Origin of the sequence: Marinobacter sp., assembly GCF_039977835.1 — a bacterium.
Lineage (GTDB): Bacteria > Pseudomonadota > Gammaproteobacteria > Pseudomonadales > Oleiphilaceae > Marinobacter.
The window spans coordinates 34,823-53,910 of record NZ_JBDWCL010000048.1 but is presented as its reverse complement, the minus strand read 5'-3'; the positions used below and the strand labels follow the sequence as shown (position 1 = coordinate 53,910).

Here is a 19,088-nt window from a genome sequence, read left to right as displayed (position 1 = left end):
CCGGTGCCGTTGTCGACTGGCATCCTGTGCCCACGGCTGGCAAAATCGCGCCCCAATAGCCGAAGCAAGTCTTCGGCATACCTCTTACAATCGATTCGTCAGCGAAAAGCACAGGATGAAACAATGACTGATTCAAGATCGACCCCGATCCATCGCGGCCTGTGGTCTTCCCGGATGGCGTTTATCCTCGCGGCGACCGGTTCGGCCGTGGGGCTCGGCAATATCTGGAAGTTCCCCTATGTGACCGGCGAAAACGGCGGCGGCGCTTTCGTGCTGGTCTACCTGCTGTGTATCGCCATCGTGGGTATTCCCATCATGATGGCGGAAGTGTTCATCGGCCGGAATGGCCGGCATAACCCCATCACCAGTTTTCGTCTGGTGGCCGAGCGCAACCTGGCGTCTCCGGCATGGCGAATTTCTGCCATCGTGGGCGTGCTGGCGGCCTTCATTATCCTGTCGTTCTATTCGGTGATCGGTGGCTGGGCCGCCTCCTATGTTGGTCACGCGGCCATGGGCGACTTTACCGGGCAGAGCGCAGACGCGATTGGCGAGTTGTTTGGTGGCCTTCTGGCCAGCCCGGTTACGCTGTTGATCTGGCACAGCATCTTTATGGCCCTGGTGATTTTTGTCGTGGCTCGTGGCCTGAAATCAGGCCTTGAGAGGGCAGTGACCATTCTGATGCCGGCACTGTTCGTGCTGTTGCTGGTTGCCGTTGGCTATGCCACGACTACCGGTCACTTCGGAGAAGCGGTTGCCTTCCTGTTTACACCCAATTTCAGCGCCCTGACCGTGGATGGTGTACTGGTTGCCCTGGGCCACGCGTTCTTCACCCTGAGCCTGGGCATGGCCATCATGATGGCGTATGGCTCCTACCTGTCGGATGACGTTTCAATTGGGCGTACGGCGGTTACTGTTTCCATTATGGACACGGTTGTTGCGCTGATGGCTGGCCTGGCGATCTTCCCGGTGGTGTTTGCCAATGGCCTGGAAGCGGGCGCCGGCCCCGGCCTGATTTTCCAGACCCTGCCACTGGCCTTCGGCCAGATGCCAATGGGCAGCGTGTTTGGTGCCCTGTTCTTTGTGCTACTGCTGTTTGCCGCCTGGACATCGGCCATTTCCCTGCTGGAGCCGGTGGTGGAATGGCTGGAAGACAAGCTGATCTTTGGCCGTATCGGCAGCACCATTGTGGTGGGCGTGGCCTGCTGGTTACTGGGTGTTGCGTCAATCCTGTCCCTGAATGAGTGGTCCGGCTTTGCGCCTCTGGGTATGTTCGAGCGCTTCGAAGGCAATACAATCTTCGACCTGCTCGATTTCTTCACAGCCAATGTCATGTTGCCGTTGTCGGGACTGCTGACTGCCCTGTTCGTTGGCTGGGTGGTGGCAAAAGAGTCACTGCAGAGCAATCTGGCGCTGAAAGGAGGAAGTTTTACCCTCTGGTACAACCTGGTTCGCTTTGTGACGCCGGTTGCGGTCGCCATTGTGTTTGTCTACAACCTGCTGTCATAAGCGTGAGGGTTTAGAGCAAATTTGGACGCAAGGAAAACCCGGCCAATAAACGGCCGGGTTTTTTGGCTCTATTCATCTGCCTCGGTAGCCGCGCGCAAAGCTTCCAGATGCGGCCGCACCGCCCGCTTGTCCGCTTCCGGCGCGTTGGCTGCCTGCTTGTACGCCGACATGGCGCCGCCCATCATTTCCCGCATCTGCTGTTTCTGAGCCTCGCTCATGTTGGGATTGTTGTCGATTTCCTCCATCGCTTTGGCCATCTCCTGGTTCACCTGCCCGGACTGCTCACCCATTTCAAGGGCGCTCCAGGCCTGAAAAATACGGTCGCCGGTTTTGCCCCACTCTTCGGGGCTGGAAAAGCCGTGTTGCTGCACCACCTCCTCCAGCCGGTCATGCATCTCATGGCCCTCCATTTTTTCAACCGAAGACGAGAAAATTCGCGACAGGTCCGGCATTTCCGCAGGGTCCTCTTCGCTGGTGAGGTCTTCGTTCAGATCTTCGAATTCATTTTCCATGCCCTGAAGAGCCTCAAGGCTACTGATGAACGCACGGACTGTCTGGTCGGTCAGCGTTTCGGCATGGGCACTGAGGGGGGATAAGGCAAACAGGCAAATAATCGTCAGTAAGACGGGACGTAGTCCGATCATGAGAACATCTCCTTATGGTTGGGCATTCCCGCTTCCATCGGGCGGGGATGCCCTAAAGGTAGTTCTCCGTTAACCGGCCCGCAATACCCGAGTGTAATGCACAGGGCTTCGAAGAGCCGGGCTGCTTCAGAACAGGAGGTTCGGCAAATAGGTGGCAATCTCCGGAAATACCATGAGACAGCCAATACCCACGATCTGGATGAGCACGAAGGGAATCACCGACCTATAGATGTCGCCCATGGTTATCCCTGGCGGCACCACCCCTTTCAGATAGAAAAGGTTGAACCCGAACGGTGGCGTCATATAGCCGATCTCCATGTTGATCACGAACAGTATCCCGAACCAGATTGGGTCAAAGCCCATGGAGGCAACGATAGGCGTGAACACCGGCAGAGTGATCAGCATGATGCCAACCGGGTCCAGCACCATGCCCAACAGGAAGACAATCAGCATCATCACGATGATGACCGCCCAGGGTCCGCCGGGAATGGACTGGATCATGCCCTCTATCATTGGCTGGGCACCCATACTCTGGTAGGCGGCACTGAAAGCGTGTGCAGCAAACAGGATCCACATGATCATGCCTGTGAGCTTGAACGTCCGTATCGAGGCATCTTTGATCAGTTCGATGTTCAGCGCGCGGTAGACTGCGGCCGAGATCAGCGCGCCAAGCACACCCATCGCCGCCGCTTCCGTGGGCGTGGTGATGCCCCCGATGATCGAGCCCAATACCATGAACACCACCAGCATAGGCAGCAGCACGGAACGCAGGGCCGCGAATTTTTCACCCCAGGTGCCCCGTTCTTCCTTGGGCAGGTCCGGAGCCAGGTGCGGTTGCAGGTAGCAGCGGATCAGAACGTACGCAGAGGTAAGAATCATCAGCATGATGCCCGGCAGTATGCCGGCCGCAAACATCTTGCCCACCGACACGCCGGTGATCAGGGCATACAGAATCATCAGGATGGAGGGCGGGATGAGCACACCCCAGCCACCGCCGGTGTTGATGACGCCAAGCACCATCTTCCTGTCGTAGCCACGCTCCAGCATTGCCGGCAGGGCGATGGTGCCCATGGCGACAACCGCCGCACCGCTGATACCGACCATCGCTGCGAAAATCGCGCAGATCACCAGGGTGCCAATGGCCAGCCCGCCGCGGACGCCACCGAACCACAGGTGCATCATCCGGTAGAGGTCCCGGGCGACCCCGGTTCGCTCCAGAATCATGGCCATGAACACAAACAGAGGGATCGCCACCAGCGTAAAGCTTTCCATGGTGCTCCAGATCTGCGAAGCCACCAGGTAGAAGGAGTCGAAGCCCCAGGTAAAGTAGAGAAACACCACCGAAACGCCGCCAAGCACAAACGCCAGCGGCAGGCCCAGCACCAGGAAAAACAGCAGGGAGCCGAAGAAAAGCAGGGTCAACGCTTCAATGCTCATGGCTTCTCCTCCGGCAGTTCCTCTTGCTCAGGTTCGGGCTGGTAATAACTGAGGTTGAAAGCAATGGCTATGTCCTGCAGCAGCTTCACGATGCCCTGCAGGATCAGTAACAGGGTGGCCAGTGGGATGAAGGCTTTCACCGGCCAGATGGGGGGATCCCAGGCCGAATTCGATGTTTCCCGGCCACTGAAGGATTCCCAGGCCATGTCCACGGCGAAGTAGAATAGCGCCAGGGTGAACATGAAAAACAGTATCGAGGTAAACAGGTCCAGAAAAGCCCGTTTGCGGCGGCTGAATTTTGAATAGACCAGGTCCACGTTGACGTGCCCGTTGTTAGCCAGCAGATAGCCACCGGCCATGAGTCCGTACACCCCGAAAAGCAGCTGGGTCAACTCGCTCGTCCAGGACAGCGGCGACTCAAGTACATATCGAAAAGCCACCCCTGTGATCAATAACAGGAACATGATCATGACCAGATAGGAGAACCACCGGCCGAGCAGGTTATTGAGCCGGGTCACTCCAGTCATGAATGCGGTTAGAGCGCGCATCTTGTCCCTCCGACTTTAAGGGCTGGTTGAGATGAATTTGATTGGCAATGAAAAACCGGGCGCTAAGCCCGGTTCTGTTATTGCCTGATTACAGGCGGCCGAGTTCTTTCAGGTATTCCTTGACCATCTCAACGGCCTTCGCGGCGTTGTCGCTGGTCTTGGCTTCCTCATCCCAGAATTTCTGGGCCGCTTGCAGCATGTGGTCCTGAACATCCTGTGGCAGTGTGTTGATTTCAACACCCTCCTCTTCCACGGCCTTCTGCAGGGTGACTTTTTCCTTGTGCTCGTATTCGTTGGTGCGTACCCAGAACTGTTCTTTCAGGGCATCCTTGACCGTGGCTTGCATCCCTTCAGGCAGGGCGTCGAGCGCCTTCTGGCTGACAATGATAACGTCAGTGCCGGCCACGTTCAGGGCAGGCTTGACGTGGTATTTGGCCACCTCGTACAGGGACATGCTATAAGCGCCCTGAGCGGCGCCCCAGTGGGCGCCGTCGACGATACCGGAATCCAGTGCTGAATAGAGCTCGGCACCGGTAATGTAGGTTGTGGCCGCACCGGCTTCAGCGAGGAACTTCTCCAGTGCACCGGAGGAGCGGATCTTCAGTTGCTTCAGATCTTCGACGCTTTTGATTGGCTCTTTGACCACCATCTCGGTCTGATAGACCTTGTCGGTGGCCCAATAGACGTTATGCTCAGCGGCTTCTTCCCTCAACATCTCCTCAAAACCCATGGCCATATGGAAATACGCGGCTTCGGCCGGGGTCTGGAACGCCAGCGGCAAGCCGGACGCGACACCAGCCAGGCTGATCTTACTCTGAGCGTAAGCCGGGGAGATGGTACCCATTTCCAGAATGCCGCGGCTCACGGCGTTGAAGGTTTCCGTGGGCTTGAACAGCGCGCCAGATTCATACAGTTCCAGTTTCAGGCGACCATTGGTGCGCTCTTCAATCACGTTCTTCAGTCGAACCAGGCTGTCCTCGTAGGAGCTGCTGGCGCCCGGCCAGTGGGATTGTACCTTCCAGGTCGTGGTTTCCTGGGCGGTAACCGGCGCACTGGCCAGGGCTGCCGTCAGGCCCAGAGTCAGGGCTGAGGCGTAAACAGTAAGGGTTGTTCTGGCGGTGGTTAGTATCTTCATTGTTGGACCTCGATCATTATTGTGTTAATCGTCCCGTTCCTAGTTTCGCTCTGCAGAACTGTTGACTGCAGAATGAATCCTTGTATCCGAATCTATCACACGCTTTGCTTTTTGCAATAGGATAGAAGTGGATATTCTGTTAGCGATCTCCCGATCATAGAATTGAGTATAGTGAGGATCGCTGAACATGAAGCGGGATCTGTCCATTTCGTCATCCTGCGCTGCTATACCGTCACGGCCAATAGGGGGCCCGGAGTTCTCGCTTCAACACCTTGCCAATGGTGGACCGGGGCAGCTCCGTTCGGAGTTCAACGCCGGCCAGGCGCTGGGTTTTGCCCAGCTTGCCGTTGGCCCAGGCCAGCAGTTCTGCCTCGGTTTGTTCCCGGCGTCCGGCGCCGGGTTCAAGCACCACCAGGGCCAGTGGTGTTTCTCCCCATTGTTCGCTGGGAATGCCAATCACAGCGGCGTCGGCCACCGCCGGGTGCGACAGCAGCACCTTTTCAATGTCCACCGCGTAGATATTGAAGCCACCGGAAATAATCATGTCCTTGCGGCGGTCGAGTATGTAGACGAAACCGTCCTCGTCCACCCGCCCCATGTCACCGCTGCGGTAGAATACCAGGCCTTCCGGGCTGGTCCAGATCATCTCGCGGGTCTGGTCGTCGCGGTTGACGTAACCGCGCATCATGGAAATCGCGCGGCCGACGATTTCTCCGGTTTCGCCCCTTGGCAGTTCGTGGCCCTGTTCATCAATCACCCGTACCTCGGCACCCTCTGTTGGGAGCCCTACTGAATCCCATTTGCCGGGGTGGGCGGCACAGTCCAGGCAGGTGGAAATGCCACCTTCGGTAAGGCCGTAAACCTCGCGGATGTTCCCCGGCCAGCGAGTCATGGCCTCGCGGATAACCTCGGCGCGCAAAGGCGCGCTGGTGCATAGTTTCAGCTGGAACGATGACAGGTCGAAACGATCGAACCCGGGGTCGGCCAGAATACGCTGGTACTGCACCGGCACCAGCATTGCGTGGGTGACGCGGTGGTGTTCGGCCAGTTCCAGAAAACGCCGGGCGTCGAAACGGGCCATCAGGACCAGCGTGCCGCCATGGAACAGCGTGGGGAGCACGGATACCAGTGTGGTGTTGGAATACAGTGGCGTGGAAACCAGGTTCACTGCATCGCCATCCAGGCCAAAGCGGCTCATGCGCATCATTTGGCGCTGGCGGAAGCGGTAATCGTGGAGAATGCCCTTGGGTGTTCCGGTAGTGCCGGAGCTATAGATAATGTTGAACGGGTGATCCAGGCTAACCTTGGCCGGCCTGGCCTCTGCATCGATATTGCCGAGCCATTGGTCCAGGTTGTTCATCCCGCCGTCGCCGTCTGTGCCCAGGCCGATGCACCCTGCTGTCGCAAGAGAACTCAGCTTGCCTTCCATGGCATCCAGCAGCCGCAGATCCTTTCGGGAAACAAACAGGTAACGGGCAGCGCAGTCGTTGATCATCAGTGCAAGGCTGTCACTGCTGGCCATGCCTGATAACGGCACCATGCAGCCGCCGGCCACCAGCGTGCCCAGATACACCGCTACCGCTTCCATACGGTTCTCCGACAGCATTGCCACCGTGTCCCCTTCCTTCAGTCCCTCGGCCCGCAACCGGTTCGCAATGCGGTTGGCGAGGTGCACCAGTTCGCGCCAGGTGACGCTGCCCTGGTCGTCGATCAGGGCAGTCTGATGGGGGCGTTCGTCAGCAAGATCCTGAATGCGCTCACCAATGGCTGCCATGGTTTCTTCAGGGTTCACCGGAGCGTGTACTGGCATTTGCATCAAGCTTTCCATTTTTTGGCCTCTCGGTGTTATCGTGTTTTATCTAGTGAAATTTACTTTCGTTTATATTGACTCAAAACCGGAAGGCGTGACAAATTACCTTGAAGTGAATTTTGTGACGGCGCGAATAAACCACAACAAGGAGCATCGGCATGGGGCGTTTCGATAACCGGGCAGCCATCGTCACCGGAGCTGGCAGCGGCATCGGGAGAGCCACCGCGGTACGCCTGGCCCGTCAGGGTGCGTGCGTGATGATGGTGGACCGCTCTGAGGCTGGTCTGCTGGATACCGAAAGCCTGTTGCCAGAGGGGGCGCACGCCCTGCGACGGATTGCCGACGTGGCTGATGAGGTCCAGGTCAAGGCGCTGGTGGACGAAGCAGCCGAAACGTTCGGCAAGATTGACGTGCTCTGCAACATTGCCGGCATCGCCAGTACGGGCGATGGACACCCTGACATCACGCGCAATGATCGGGAAGAGTGGGAGAAGGTGCTGTCGATAAACCTGATCGGCACCATGTTGTTCATCAAACACGTGGCCCCCCATATGCAGGCTCGCCAACTCGGTTCGATTGTGAACACCGCCTCCGTGGCGGGCATCCGCTCCGGCGCTGGAGGCAATGCCTACAGCGCGTCCAAGGCGGGGGTGATCAACCTCACCATGACCGCCGCCTGCGATCTCGGTAAGGACAATGTGCGGGTGAACGCCGTGTGCCCTGGGCTGGTGGAAACGGGTATGACCCAGGCCGTGTTCGACTACGCCCGCACCCACGAAAAGGCCCACAAGCTGGGATCACGGTGTGAGTTGCGCCGATACGGCGCGCCGGACGAAATTGCCGCGGCGATTCTGTTTCTGGCGAGTGACGATGCCAGTTACATCACCGGTCAGGCCCTGGCCGTGGACGGCGGCAACACCGCTTCTTTGAATCTGCCCGGGATGAAAGTGTAATGAGTGAACAAGAACCGCTGTTTGCCGATGGAACTGACTTGCCGGGCTTTCACCGTCTGCTGGGGTATCGCCAGCTGTCGTGGGAAGAGAACGAGGCAGTGCTGGAACTGGCACTGCAGCCTCAGCACCTCAATCTGGGCGGAGTGATCCACGGTGGGGTGCTTACTTCCCTGCTGGACGTTGTCATGGCCCAGGCAGGCACCTACTGCCCCTATCCCGGGCGTATGCGCAAGGCCATCACCCTGACACTGACCACTACCTTTACGGGTCAGTGTTCCAGCGGAACCATCAGGGTCACTGGCCGCAAGCGCGCCGGTGGAACCCGTATATTCAACAGCACCGGCGAGGTTCATGACGAAAAGGGCAACCTGCTTGCTATCGCCGAGGGTACGTTCCGGATCCGGTCCGGCAGTGACAAACCGGAGGGCGTTCCGATCTGACGGAACGGTTACCGATTCAATGCCAACATCAAGAGGAAGCGGACATGTTTGAACTGTCTGACAAAGCAAAAAAACTTCAGGCGCAGTTGAACGAGTTCATGGATGCTTACATTTACCCTAATGAGCACAAACATCATGAACAGGTCGAGCAGGCGGAAAATCGCTGGGCTCCGGTACCGATCATCGAGGAGTTGAAGGTCAAAGCCAGGGACGCCGGCCTGTGGAACCTGTTCCTGCCGGAAAGCGAATTCGGCGCGGGACTGACCAACTACGAATACGCCCATCTGTGCGAGGTCATGGGTCGTTCCGCCATGGCACCGGAGGTGTTCAACTGCTCTGCGCCGGACACCGGCAACATGGAAACCATCGCCCGCTACGGTAATAAAGAACAGCAGGAAAAATGGCTGAAGCCCCTGCTCGATGGCGAGATCCGTTCCTGTTTTTCGATGACCGAACCCGACGTGGCGTCTTCCGATGCCACCAATATTGCCTGTGAAATCCGTCGCGAAGGTGACGAGTATGTGATCAACGGCAAAAAGTGGTGGTCGTCGGGTGCCATGACCACCACGTCGAAAATTGCCATCGTGATGGGCAAGACTGATCCGGAGGCGGAAAAGCACAAGCAGCAGTCAATGATTCTGGTCCCGCTGGATACGCCGGGGGTAAAGATGATTCGTCCGCTGACGGTGTTCGGCTATGACCATGCACCTCACGGCCACGCTGAGATTCACTACGAGAATGTGCGGGTGCCGGTGGGGAACCTGTTGCTGGGTGAGGGGCGTGGCTTCGAAATCGCCCAGGGCCGCCTCGGGCCGGGCAGGATTCACCATTGTATGCGCACCATTGGTGTTGCCGAGCGGGCACTGGAGCTGATGTGTAAACGCGCCAGTTCCCGTGAAGCCTTTGGCAAGCCGCTGTCCAGCTTCGACTCCGTCCGCAAGGATATTGCCCGCAGTCGCATCGAGATTGAGCAAGCGCGGCTGATGACGCTGAAGGCGGCGCACATGATGGATACTGTGGGTAACAAGGTGGCCCGGCAGGAAATCGCGATGATCAAGGTGATTGCGCCGAGCATGGCGTTGAACGTGATTGACCGTGCGATTCAGGTTCACGGCGGTGCCGGTGTGTCCCAGGACACCTTCCTGGCCGAGGCCTGGGCCAAGGTTAGGACCCTGCGGCTGGCGGATGGGCCGGATGAGGTGCATCTGGATTCGGTGGCCAAGATTGAGCTTCGCCAGTATCGCTGATTTTTTTCGGCCCGATACGTTGGGTGTTTGAACGAACGGGGAGGAACCTGCCGGGACACGCTGTGAATACGTCCATGTACGCTCGACAAAAACATCCATGTTTTTGACGGTCCCGGCAGGTTCCTCCCCGTTCGTTCCCAAAGTTTTGAGCATGAGGTTCGAGTATGAATAACCCGCTTTTTGACATGACCGGTAAAGTTGCACTGATCACCGGCTCCACCAAAGGCATTGGCCGTTCCATTGCCGAAGAAATGGCGAGGTTGGGTGCGAAAGTCGTGATCTCCAGCCGCAAGGCGGACGCCTGTGAGCAGGTAGCCAACGAATTGAAAGAACAGGGCTACGACGCCATCGCCATTCCGTGCCACGTAGGCAAGAAAGAAGACCTGCAGAACCTGGTGGACAAGACGAACGAAGCCTGGGGCTCGATAGATGTATTGGTGTGCAATGCGGCCACCAACCCGGTGTACGGCACCACCGCCGAGATGACTGACGATGCCTGGGACAAGATTATGGACACCAATGTCAAAGGCACCTTTTGGCTGACCAACATGGTATTGCCGCAAATGGCGGAAAAAGGTGAAGGCGCGGTTGTGCTGTTGTCCAGTATTGCCGGTATCCGCGGTAACACCACCATCGGTACCTACGGTGTTTCAAAGGCAGCGGAAGCAGCATTGGCCCGCAACCTCGCTGTGGAGTGGGGCCCGAAGGGTATCCGTGTGAACAGCATTGCTCCCGGATTGATCAAAACCGATTTCGCCAAGGCCCTGTGGGAAGATCCGGTCCGTGTCAAACGCGCCGAAGACAAAACGCCGCTGAGACGAATTGGTGAACCAGTGGATATTGCCGGCCTGGCTGTCTTCCTGTCGACAAAAGCCAGCGCATATATCACAGGCCAGGTCATCGTAGCCGACGGCGGCGAAACCATTTGTTGAGAAGAGGCATCACCGAAAGTATGCCGAGGTAGGTGGGTGGGGGTGTCTTTGTGCAGGGAATAAAGGTGTCTGAGCGAAGCGAGTTCTTTTTCCCGGAAGAAAGACACCCCCACCCACCGCCCCTATGACCGGGCCGCCACGCAATAAATGAAGGCAACAGCAAAGATGAGCATGAACCCTGAACTGGTAGACGTCCTGCCAGCCCATAAGTTCGACGAGTCCAAGCTTCTGGCTTGGCTTAAGGAAACACTGCCAGATTTCGGTGATCGCATGGAGGTCAAGCAGTTCCAGGGCGGACAGTCCAACCCTACCTTCCTGCTGAACACCGACAGTGGCCAGTATGTGCTGCGCAAAAAGCCACCCGGAAAGACGCTTCCTTCTGCCCATATGGTCGAACGGGAATACAAAGTCATGCGTGCGCTGTCCGAGCACACCGATGTTCCGGTCCCGATCACCCGTGCCTTGTGTGAAGACAGCAGCATCATCGGCACACCTTTTTACGTCATGAACTATCTGGAAGGCCGTATTGTCAGCCATCCGGCGCTGCGTGCACTGGAACGTTCGGAACGGAAGGCAGCTCACCTTTCCGCTATCGATACGCTGGCGGCTCTGCATGCGGTGGACGTGAACCAAATCGGGCTGAGTGATTATGGCCGTCCGGAAGGCTATGTGGCGCGGCAGGTTGCTCGTTGGAGCAAGCAGTACCTTGCAGCCAAGACCGATGACATGCCGGCCATGGATAAACTCATGGAGTGGTTACCCCAGAATCTCCCGTCTACCGACGAGTGTGCCATCGCCCACGGCGACTACCGTTTTGGCAATCTGATGCTGGCGCCGGACAAGCCAGAAGTTATCGCCATTCTGGACTGGGAGCTCTCTACGCTCGGGCACCCGCTGGCAGATCTTGCCTATTACTGCCTGCCCTATCATTTGCCTTCAGATATGGAAGGCATGCGCGGGCTCCAGGGCGAGGATCTGGAAGCGCTGGGCATTCCTGACGAGCAGGAAACCATCACGCGCTACTGTCAGCAGAGTGGCCGTGACGGCATTGCCGACTGGCATGTATTCCTGGCGTTTTCGCTGTTTCGTCTCGCGTCCATCCTGCAAGGGGTCTATGCCCGCGCGTTGCAGGGTAATGCTGCCAATGCCGATGCGTTGCAGGTCGGCAAGCGGGCCAGCCTGCTGGCGGAGGCCGGGTGGCGGATTGCCAGTGAGGGGGAGCGAGTATGAACGAGCCGATGGTGCAACGCATTCTGATCACCAACGACGATGGTATCAATGCGCCGGGCCTGAGAGTGCTGGAGCAGATCGCTCGCAATCTCGCCGAGGAAGTCTGGGTGGTGGCGCCGGAGCATGATCGCAGTGGCGCCGGCCAGAGCATTTCCATTCACGATCCGTTGCGGGTGTATGAGCAGGGCGACAGGCGCTACGCGGTGTCCGGCACGCCGGCGGACTGTGTACTGTATTCGCTGGCGCAGTGGTTCGGCGAAACGCCGCCGGATCTGGTGCTATCGGGGGTGAACTGCGGCGCGAACATCAGTGACTCGGTGCAGTACTCCGGTACCGTGGGCGCGGTGCTCAGCGCCGAGCATATGGGCATACCCGCCATCGCGCTGAGCCAGGCGTTCCTGAGCCGGGAAGGGGTGGATTGGGGGCCAGTTGCCATGTTCGGAGAATCTGTGGTGCGCCAATTGTGGCAGCCGGGGCAGTGCCACGCCTGGAACGTGAATTTCCCGGCCTGCGAGGCGGCGGTGATCAGTCAGGCACGTTTGTGCAAGCAATCCAACGGATCGATCCAACGAGCCCGCCTGCTTGCGGGTCAGGATGCCCGCAGTCTGCCGTACTGGTGGCTGGGGTTTGATCGCAGCTCCCGTCATATTGTGGCGCCCGGTGAAGACGTCAGTGTGTTGCGGGACAGTGCGGTTGCCATTACGCCATTACGTCATCAGGAACGCCTTCCCGGCGATACCGACATATTTGATCTGGTCGCCGCGGCGGCTCACTGAACCGAACAAGGGGAATACAACAATGACATTTACTCGCCATTACGCCGTTTGGCCGAAAGAACTGCCCAAGAGCATGGCGCTGCCCCGGACCAGCGTGTTTACCAATCTGGAAATTTCTGCATGGCGGTATCCGGATCGCACCGCGATCATTTTCTACGATGCGCCGATGACCTACAGCCGTCTGTTCCAGGAAGTCGAGACCATGGCCGGCTACCTGCAGGCGCAGGGTATTGGAAAAGGCGACCGGGTGTTGTTGTACATGCAGAACTCGCCCCAGTACGTGGTTGCCTACTACGCCATCTTGCGTGCAGATGCGGTTGTGATTCCGATCAACCCGATGAACCGGGCGGCGGAACTGGAGCATTACGTGGCCGATACCGGGGCCAGTGTCTGCCTGGCGGGCCAGGAGCTGGCGGGATTTATTGCCCCTCTGCTGGAAACCACCGATCTCAACCATATCGTGGTGGCTTCCTACAGCACTTACATCGCCCCCGACACCGATCTGGATCTGCCGGCAGAGGTCGCTGCACCGGCCTGGTCGCAGGAGGTGGCTGGTATGGTTGGCTGGGAGCAGGCACTGGCGGCAGATCTAAAACCCTCAGCCCACACAGCCGGCCCGGATGATCTCGCCGTTATTCCCTACAGTTCGGGCACCACTGGCGCCCCCAAGGGCTGCATGCACACTCACCGCAGCGTGATGGCGACTGCCGTACACCGGGCATTCTGGAACCTGAGCACTGCCAACACGGTGCAACTGGCCACCTTGCCGTTTTTCCACGTCACCGGCATGACCGGTTCCATGAACAGCCCGATCTACAGTGGCTCTACCTCCGTCATTATGACCCGTTGGGATCGCACCACCGCAGCACGGCTGATCGAGCGTTACCAGGTCACCGGCTGGACCAATATCGTCACCATGGCGGTGGATTTCCTCTCCAATCCGGACATCGGCCAGTACGACCTGACCAGCCTCAATACCATCGGTGGTGGCGGCGCAGCCATGCCGGAGTCGGTGGCTGCCAAGCTCAAGACCATGACGGGGCTGGACTACATCGAGGGGTACGGGCTGTCAGAAACCATGGCGGCCACCCACATCAATCCGTCTGATCACCCCAAACCGCAGTGCCTCGGTATTCCGGTGTTCGATGTGGATAGCCGCATCATTGATGTGGAAACCCTGGAAGAGAAAGGGCCGGGTGAAGTGGGGGAAATTGTCTCCAATGGCCCCCAGGTCACCCAGGGCTACTGGAAGCGCCCCGCGGAAACCGAAGCCGCGTTTGTGGAGATCGACGGCAAACGCTTCTTCCGCACCGGTGATCTCGCCTATTACGACGAAGAGGGTTATTTCTTCATGGTGGATCGGGTCAAGCGGATGATCAACGCCTCAGGTTACAAGGTCTGGCCCTCGGAAGTGGAGGGGCTCATGTACCGGCATCCGGGAATTCACGAGGTGTGCATCATTTCGTCGCCGCACCCCAAGCGAGGGGAGACTGTAAAGGCGTGCATCGTACTGACGCCCGACGCCGATGACACCACCACGGAAGCGGACATCATCAGCTGGTGCAAGGAACAGATGGCGGCCTATAAAGTGCCTGAAATCATTGAGTTCGTGGATGAACTGCCGAAATCGCCGACTGGCAAACTGATGTGGCGAGCACTGCAGGAAGAGGAGTGGAAAGACAAATCCTGAGTGTTTATTTCGAATTCAGTGTTCCGCAATGCGAAACCGAATTCTAAATATTGACATATGAGACGTTCGATGTAATTGTTTCAGTATGCCGACGCAGGACCGGATGGTTCTGCGCAAAACCGCAACAACAACAAGATAGCGGAGGAGCACACTTGAGCCTTTTCTTGCAACAGATCATCAACGGGTTAACCCTGGGGAGCATCTACGGTCTCGTAGCCCTGGGGCTGACGCTGGTCTACGGAATACTCCATATACCGAACTTCGCACATGGCGCGCTGTATATGGTCGGGGCATTCATGTCCTACTTCTTCATGGTGGACCTGGGAGCCCATTACTGGGTCGCCATGGCAGGATCGGCAGCCGTTGTCGCCGTACTTGCGATATTGTGCGAACGCCTGGTGTTCCACCCTTTGAGACACTCGCCGCCCATCCACGACAAGATCGCCGCCATCGGTATCCTGTTGTTCCTGGAAGCGGTGGTGCAGATGTTCTGGGGTTCGGATTTCCGCCGCATGTCCTCCCCCTACAGCGGTATCCTGAATTTCGACGGGCTGATCATTCCGGAGCAGCGGTTGCTGATCATTGCCGGTGCCTTCGTCCTGGTGGTGGCACTGCAACTGTTCCTGCGCAGGACCATGACCGGTGCCACCATCATCGCCATGGCTCAGAGCCGTGACGGCGCCTTCCTCGTCGGCATTGATGCCAACCGTGTGGCGATGATGACCTTTGCCATCTCCGGGATACTGGCCGCGTTTGCTGCGACCCTCTACGCCCCCATCAACCTGGTATACCCCGCCATGGGCCACCTGGTGATCATGAAAGCCTTTGTCATCATCATCCTCGGTGGCATGGGCAGCGTTCCCGGCGCCATCGTCGGGGGCATGATCATCGGCTTTGCCGAAGCGCTGGGTGGTTTCTACATCTCCACTTCCTACAAGGACATCATTGCCTTTGGCCTGCTGGTACTGATTCTGTCCATTCGTCCTCAGGGCCTGTTCGCGAAGGGGGCGCACTGATCATGTTCAAGTTTGCATCCTTGCTGATGACACCAGCTGCAAAGTATCTGATGCTGGCCTTTGCCGTGTTGTTCCCGCTGGTTGCGGCGAACGAATACCAGGTTTATGTCATGGCCACCGCCTTTGTCTGGGCGATCGCGGTCTATGGCCTGAACATTATCACTGGTTTCTGCGGCCAGCTGAACCTCGCCCATGGCGGCTTCTTTGCCATCGGTGCCTACACCCTTGGCCTGCTGACGGCCGATTATGGTTGGAGTTTCTGGCCGGCCTTCGCCGGTGCCCTGCTGATGACCGCGGTTCTGGGGTTCCTGGTGGGCATTGTCTCGCTGCGCCTTAAAGAGCATTACTTCGCCATTTTTACTCTGTGCGTGGGTTTCATCATCTACCTGCTGATCGACAAGTGGGAGGAACTGACCCATGGCGCCATCGGGGTCCGTGATATCGCCGCACCCTATGGTTTTGGACTGGTGGATTTCACCGAGACCACCCCGTTCTACTATCTGGTGCTGGCGTTTCTGGTGTTCGCGATCTGGTTCATGGGGCGGTTATCAAAGTCCCTGCTGGGCCGCACCTTTATTGCCATCCGTAACGGCGACGAGCTGGCCCAGTCACTGGGTATCAATCTGATGCGCAACAAAGTCCTGGCATTTGTGCTGTCCACCACCTACGCCGGCCTGGCGGGTGCCCTGTATGCCGGCATGGTGCGTTTTATCGGCCCGGAAGAGGCCAATGTCCAGCATACCTTCGACATGATCACCTACCTGCTGGTGGGCGGTATCGGCACCATTATGGGGCCGCTGCTGGGCACCATTGGTCTTGTGTGGATTACCCAGTCGCTCCAGTTCCTGGAAGAATACCGGATGATCATCTTCGGCCCGCTGCTGGTGCTGCTGGTGATCTTCTTCCCCCGGGGCATTACCGGCTCGTTCCTGACCTGGATGCACCGCAAGTCCCAGGCACTGGCGCCTGCGAAAAAGCGCCAGGAAAGCAGGGTAAACACCTCACAGTCCCGGGAGGCAGAAAGCAATGCTTAAGGTAGAACATCTGACCAGAATGTTTGGTGGCCTGGCGGCGGTGAACGATGTGTCGGTCGAATTCGAAGCCGGCAAGATCAACGCCATCATCGGCCCCAACGGTGCCGGCAAGAGCACTTTCTTTAATCTGATCTCGGGTCTGCACCAGCCCACCTCCGGCCGTATCCTGCTGGACGGTGTGGATGTAACCATCCTGCCAAGCGACAGGGTGGCGAAGATGGGCGTGGGCCGCACGTTCCAGACCACCAACCTGTTCGAACAGGCCACAGTGCTGGATAACCTGATCGTGGGGTATCGCCTGCGCACAAAGTCCGGCCTGTGGGATGTGCTGATCAATAGCAAGCGCCTGCAGCGGGAGGAAAAGGCTGCACGGGATAAGGCCATGGAAGTGCTGGAATTTGTCGGCCTCGGCCATGTCGCCGGCCAGTTCATCGCGGATATCACCCAGGAGGAGCGCAAGCGGGTGGCCTTCGCTCTGGCGCTGGCGACGGATCCCAAGATCGTGCTGCTGGACGAGCCAGCGGCCGGGATCAACCCGGAAGAGACCGTTGGCTTCGCCGCTCTGATGCGGAAAATGGTGGATGAAAAAGGCCTCACCGTGTGCCTGATTGAGCACAAGATGGACATGATCATGAGCCTGGCGGACAAGATCATGGTGCTGGACCATGGCGAAAAGATTGCCGAGGGCACCCCGGAAGAAGTGCGCAACAACCCATTGGTGATCGAAGCCTATCTGGGAGGTGACGAAGATGCTGCAGCTTGAACACGTGGATGTCTGCTACGGCAGCTTCAAGGCCCTGACCGATATTTCCATGGCCGTGGAAACCGGTGAACTGGTGGTGCTGCTCGGTGCCAACGGCGCCGGTAAGAGCAGCCTCTTCAATGCGATCAGTGGATTGGTGAAAGCGACAGCCGGCGATATCCGCTTCGAAGACAAGCAGCTCAACGGCATGAAAGCCAGCGCTATTGTCACCAGCGGCGTGGTGCAGTGTGCCGAAGGGCGCAAGCTGTTTCCCCGCATGAGCGTCATGCAGAACCTGATGATGGGTGCGTATGTGCATCGCCGGGATCGCCAGGGTAACAGGAAGCGCCTTAATGAAGTACTGGAGCTGTTTCCGATACTGGCGGACAAAGCCGGTGAAGAGGCCGGGTCGCTGTCCGGTGGTCAGCAGCAGATGGTGGCTATCGGCCGTGCGCTCATGAGCCGGCCACGGCTGCTGATGCTTGATGAGCCATCCCTCGGGCTGGCTCCGCTTGTGGTCCGGCAGGTGTTTGAAACCATCCGCCAGATCAACAGCCTGGGAACAACCGTGCTGCTGGCGGAGCAGAACGCCTTTGCCGCTCTCAAGATTGCCCATCGCGCTTACGTTATGGAAAACGGCCACCTGGTCATGGAAGGGGACCGGGAAGCGATGCTGGGCAATGAACAGGTCCGCAAGGCGTACATCGGGGCCTGAACGGCCTGAAACGTAAAAATGGAGTGACAAGCACAACACAACCAGGAGAGAACAATGAAAATAGCCAGAAAACTGGGCCAGGCTGTCGCAACAGTGACCCTTGGCATGAGCCTTTCCGCCGGCGCACTGGCCGGTGAAGTGAACATCGGATTCACCGGCCCGTTGAGCGGCGGTGCCGCGCTTTACGGCGAAAATACCCTGTCAGGGCTGCGAATGGCGGTGGACGAGATCAACGCTGCTGGCGGGTTTGATCTCGACGGAGAGAAAACCACCATCAACCTGGTTGCCCTCGACGACCGCTATTCGCCATCCCAGGCCGCCACAAACGCCAAGCGCCTCAAACAGGAGTCCGAGGTGTCGGCCGTGTTCGTGCCGCATTCCGGTGGCATTTTTGCGCTGCAGGACTTTAATGAGAAAGACGATTTTCTGGTGATGGCCTATTCCAGCGTGCCGAGTATCACCGAACAGGGAAACCGCCTGACCCTGCGTATTCCGCCCACCTTTGATGGGTATGTGAAAGCCTTCACCGACTACGCACTCGAGCATCAGGGCGAGAAACTCGGCATGGGTGGTGCTACCCACGAGTACGCCAAGATCTGGGCCACCATGATGAAGGATGAGTGGCAGGCCAAAGGGGGTCAGGTAGTGGCCGATACCCCGATGGATTACAACAAATCGGCGGACTTCTTCACCGGTGTCAGCCGCATTATCTCGGAGAGCCCGGATGTTATGTTTGTCGGCGGCGCCTCCGAACCCACCGGGCTGGTTGTGCAGCAGGCACGGCAGATGGGCTTTCAGGGTGGGTTCATCGTGATGGACCAGGCCAAGCTGGATGAAGTCGCTGATGTGGCCGGTGGGCTGGAGATGCTGGAAGGTGCCATCGGTGTGGTCCCCCTCAGTGTGTATGACACCCCGGCCGCCAAAGACTTCATAAAGCGCTATAAGGCTGAGTACGACAAGACCCCGGGTTCGGAGGCCGCGTATAACTATCTGGCGCTGCATGCACTGGTAGAAGCCATGGATGCCACCGACTCCACCGACCCGAAAACCCTCCGCGCAGCTGTGGGCGATGCCCTGAAAAACATGGACGCCAGCAAGAACCCCTACGAAGTCAGCGAAGTGACCGAAAACGGCGGGTTTGTTACTGAAACCACCCTGGCAGTGGTCAAGGATGGTGAGATTGTTCAGGAAGAAATTGACTGACCATATACTTGCCGGAACAAAGAAAAGGGG

Annotated in this window: 18 protein-coding genes; 13 read left to right on the top strand and 5 right to left on the bottom strand. The window is 58.1% G+C overall.

The window, feature by feature from the left end; all coding sequences use genetic code 11:
* Positions 1–123: 123 nt before the first annotated feature.
* Entirely contained in the window at positions 124–1,506 is a 1,383-nt protein-coding gene (locus ABJM11_RS14840; RefSeq protein ID WP_348293190.1) for a sodium-dependent transporter, read from the top strand.
* A 68-nt stretch (positions 1,507–1,574) separates the two neighbouring features.
* Here ABJM11_RS14840 and ABJM11_RS14835 read toward each other — a convergent pair whose 3' ends face one another.
* From ABJM11_RS14835 to ABJM11_RS14815, 5 genes are all read right to left on the bottom strand, one after another.
* Positions 1,575–2,150: a hypothetical protein gene (locus tag ABJM11_RS14835; RefSeq protein ID WP_348293188.1), complete on the bottom strand. Its 576-nt coding sequence runs from the start codon at positions 2,148–2,150 to the stop codon at positions 1,575–1,577.
* Between the two features lie 126 nt (positions 2,151–2,276).
* Complete coding sequence (locus ABJM11_RS14830; RefSeq protein ID WP_348293187.1) at positions 2,277–3,587, bottom strand: TRAP transporter large permease subunit; 1,311 nt, start codon at positions 3,585–3,587, stop codon at positions 2,277–2,279.
* Positions 3,584–4,135 (bottom strand): TRAP transporter small permease subunit, encoded by a 552-nt coding sequence (locus tag ABJM11_RS14825; RefSeq protein ID WP_348293186.1) that lies wholly within the window; start codon positions 4,133–4,135, stop codon positions 3,584–3,586. Before ABJM11_RS14825 ends, ABJM11_RS14830 begins: the two co-directional genes overlap by 4 nt.
* Before the next feature lie 88 nt (positions 4,136–4,223).
* Positions 4,224–5,270, bottom strand: coding sequence for a TRAP transporter substrate-binding protein DctP (gene dctP, locus ABJM11_RS14820; protein WP_348293185.1), 1,047 nt, complete (start codon positions 5,268–5,270; stop codon positions 4,224–4,226).
* Positions 5,271–5,502: 232 nt separating this feature from the next.
* Positions 5,503–7,086: a class I adenylate-forming enzyme family protein gene (locus ABJM11_RS14815; protein WP_348293184.1), complete on the bottom strand. Its 1,584-nt coding sequence runs from the start codon at positions 7,084–7,086 to the stop codon at positions 5,503–5,505.
* 152 nt (positions 7,087–7,238) lie between these two features.
* On the opposite strand from ABJM11_RS14815, the gene ABJM11_RS14810 reads away from it, so the two are divergent.
* The 12 genes from ABJM11_RS14810 to ABJM11_RS14755 all read left to right on the top strand — a co-directional run bounded on the left by ABJM11_RS14810 (position 7,239) and on the right by ABJM11_RS14755 (position 19,058).
* Entirely contained in the window at positions 7,239–8,033 is a 795-nt protein-coding gene (locus tag ABJM11_RS14810; RefSeq protein ID WP_348293182.1) for an SDR family NAD(P)-dependent oxidoreductase, read from the top strand.
* Positions 8,033–8,473 carry a PaaI family thioesterase gene (locus ABJM11_RS14805; protein WP_348293180.1) on the top strand — a complete coding sequence of 147 codons (441 nt, stop codon included), beginning with the start codon at positions 8,033–8,035 and terminating at the stop codon, positions 8,471–8,473. Before ABJM11_RS14810 ends, ABJM11_RS14805 begins: the two co-directional genes overlap by 1 nt.
* A 44-nt stretch (positions 8,474–8,517) precedes the next feature.
* Positions 8,518–9,720, top strand: a complete 1,203-nt coding sequence (locus tag ABJM11_RS14800) for an acyl-CoA dehydrogenase family protein (protein WP_348293179.1) — start codon at positions 8,518–8,520, stop codon at positions 9,718–9,720.
* Between the two features lie 164 nt (positions 9,721–9,884).
* A complete protein-coding gene (locus ABJM11_RS14795; RefSeq protein WP_348293178.1) occupies positions 9,885–10,652 on the top strand; it encodes an SDR family oxidoreductase in 768 nt (255 codons plus the stop codon).
* Between the two features lie 165 nt (positions 10,653–10,817).
* Positions 10,818–11,882, top strand: coding sequence for a phosphotransferase (locus tag ABJM11_RS14790; protein WP_348293176.1), 1,065 nt, complete (start codon positions 10,818–10,820; stop codon positions 11,880–11,882).
* Positions 11,879–12,658 carry a 5'/3'-nucleotidase SurE gene (gene surE, locus ABJM11_RS14785; RefSeq protein WP_348293175.1) on the top strand — a complete coding sequence of 260 codons (780 nt, stop codon included), beginning with the start codon at positions 11,879–11,881 and terminating at the stop codon, positions 12,656–12,658. Before ABJM11_RS14790 ends, surE begins: the two co-directional genes overlap by 4 nt.
* Positions 12,659–12,680: 22 nt before the next feature.
* The gene (locus ABJM11_RS14780; RefSeq protein ID WP_348293174.1) at positions 12,681–14,348 is read left to right on the top strand and encodes a long-chain fatty acid--CoA ligase; all 1,668 of its coding nucleotides are present in this window, start codon (positions 12,681–12,683) and stop codon (positions 14,346–14,348) included.
* Positions 14,349–14,500: 152 nt separating this feature from the next.
* Positions 14,501–15,364 carry a branched-chain amino acid ABC transporter permease gene (locus ABJM11_RS14775; protein WP_348293172.1) on the top strand — a complete coding sequence of 288 codons (864 nt, stop codon included), beginning with the start codon at positions 14,501–14,503 and terminating at the stop codon, positions 15,362–15,364.
* Positions 15,365–15,366: 2 nt separating this feature from the next.
* Positions 15,367–16,398, top strand: coding sequence for a branched-chain amino acid ABC transporter permease (locus tag ABJM11_RS14770; protein WP_348293170.1), 1,032 nt, complete (start codon positions 15,367–15,369; stop codon positions 16,396–16,398).
* Positions 16,391–17,161 (top strand): ABC transporter ATP-binding protein, encoded by a 771-nt coding sequence (locus tag ABJM11_RS14765; RefSeq protein ID WP_348293169.1) that lies wholly within the window; start codon positions 16,391–16,393, stop codon positions 17,159–17,161. Before ABJM11_RS14770 ends, ABJM11_RS14765 begins: the two co-directional genes overlap by 8 nt.
* Complete coding sequence (locus tag ABJM11_RS14760; RefSeq protein WP_348293167.1) at positions 17,148–17,855, top strand: ABC transporter ATP-binding protein; 708 nt, start codon at positions 17,148–17,150, stop codon at positions 17,853–17,855. Before ABJM11_RS14765 ends, ABJM11_RS14760 begins: the two co-directional genes overlap by 14 nt.
* A 54-nt stretch (positions 17,856–17,909) precedes the next feature.
* Complete coding sequence (locus ABJM11_RS14755) at positions 17,910–19,058, top strand: ABC transporter substrate-binding protein (RefSeq protein WP_348293166.1); 1,149 nt, start codon at positions 17,910–17,912, stop codon at positions 19,056–19,058.
* Positions 19,059–19,088: the final 30 nt, after the last annotated feature.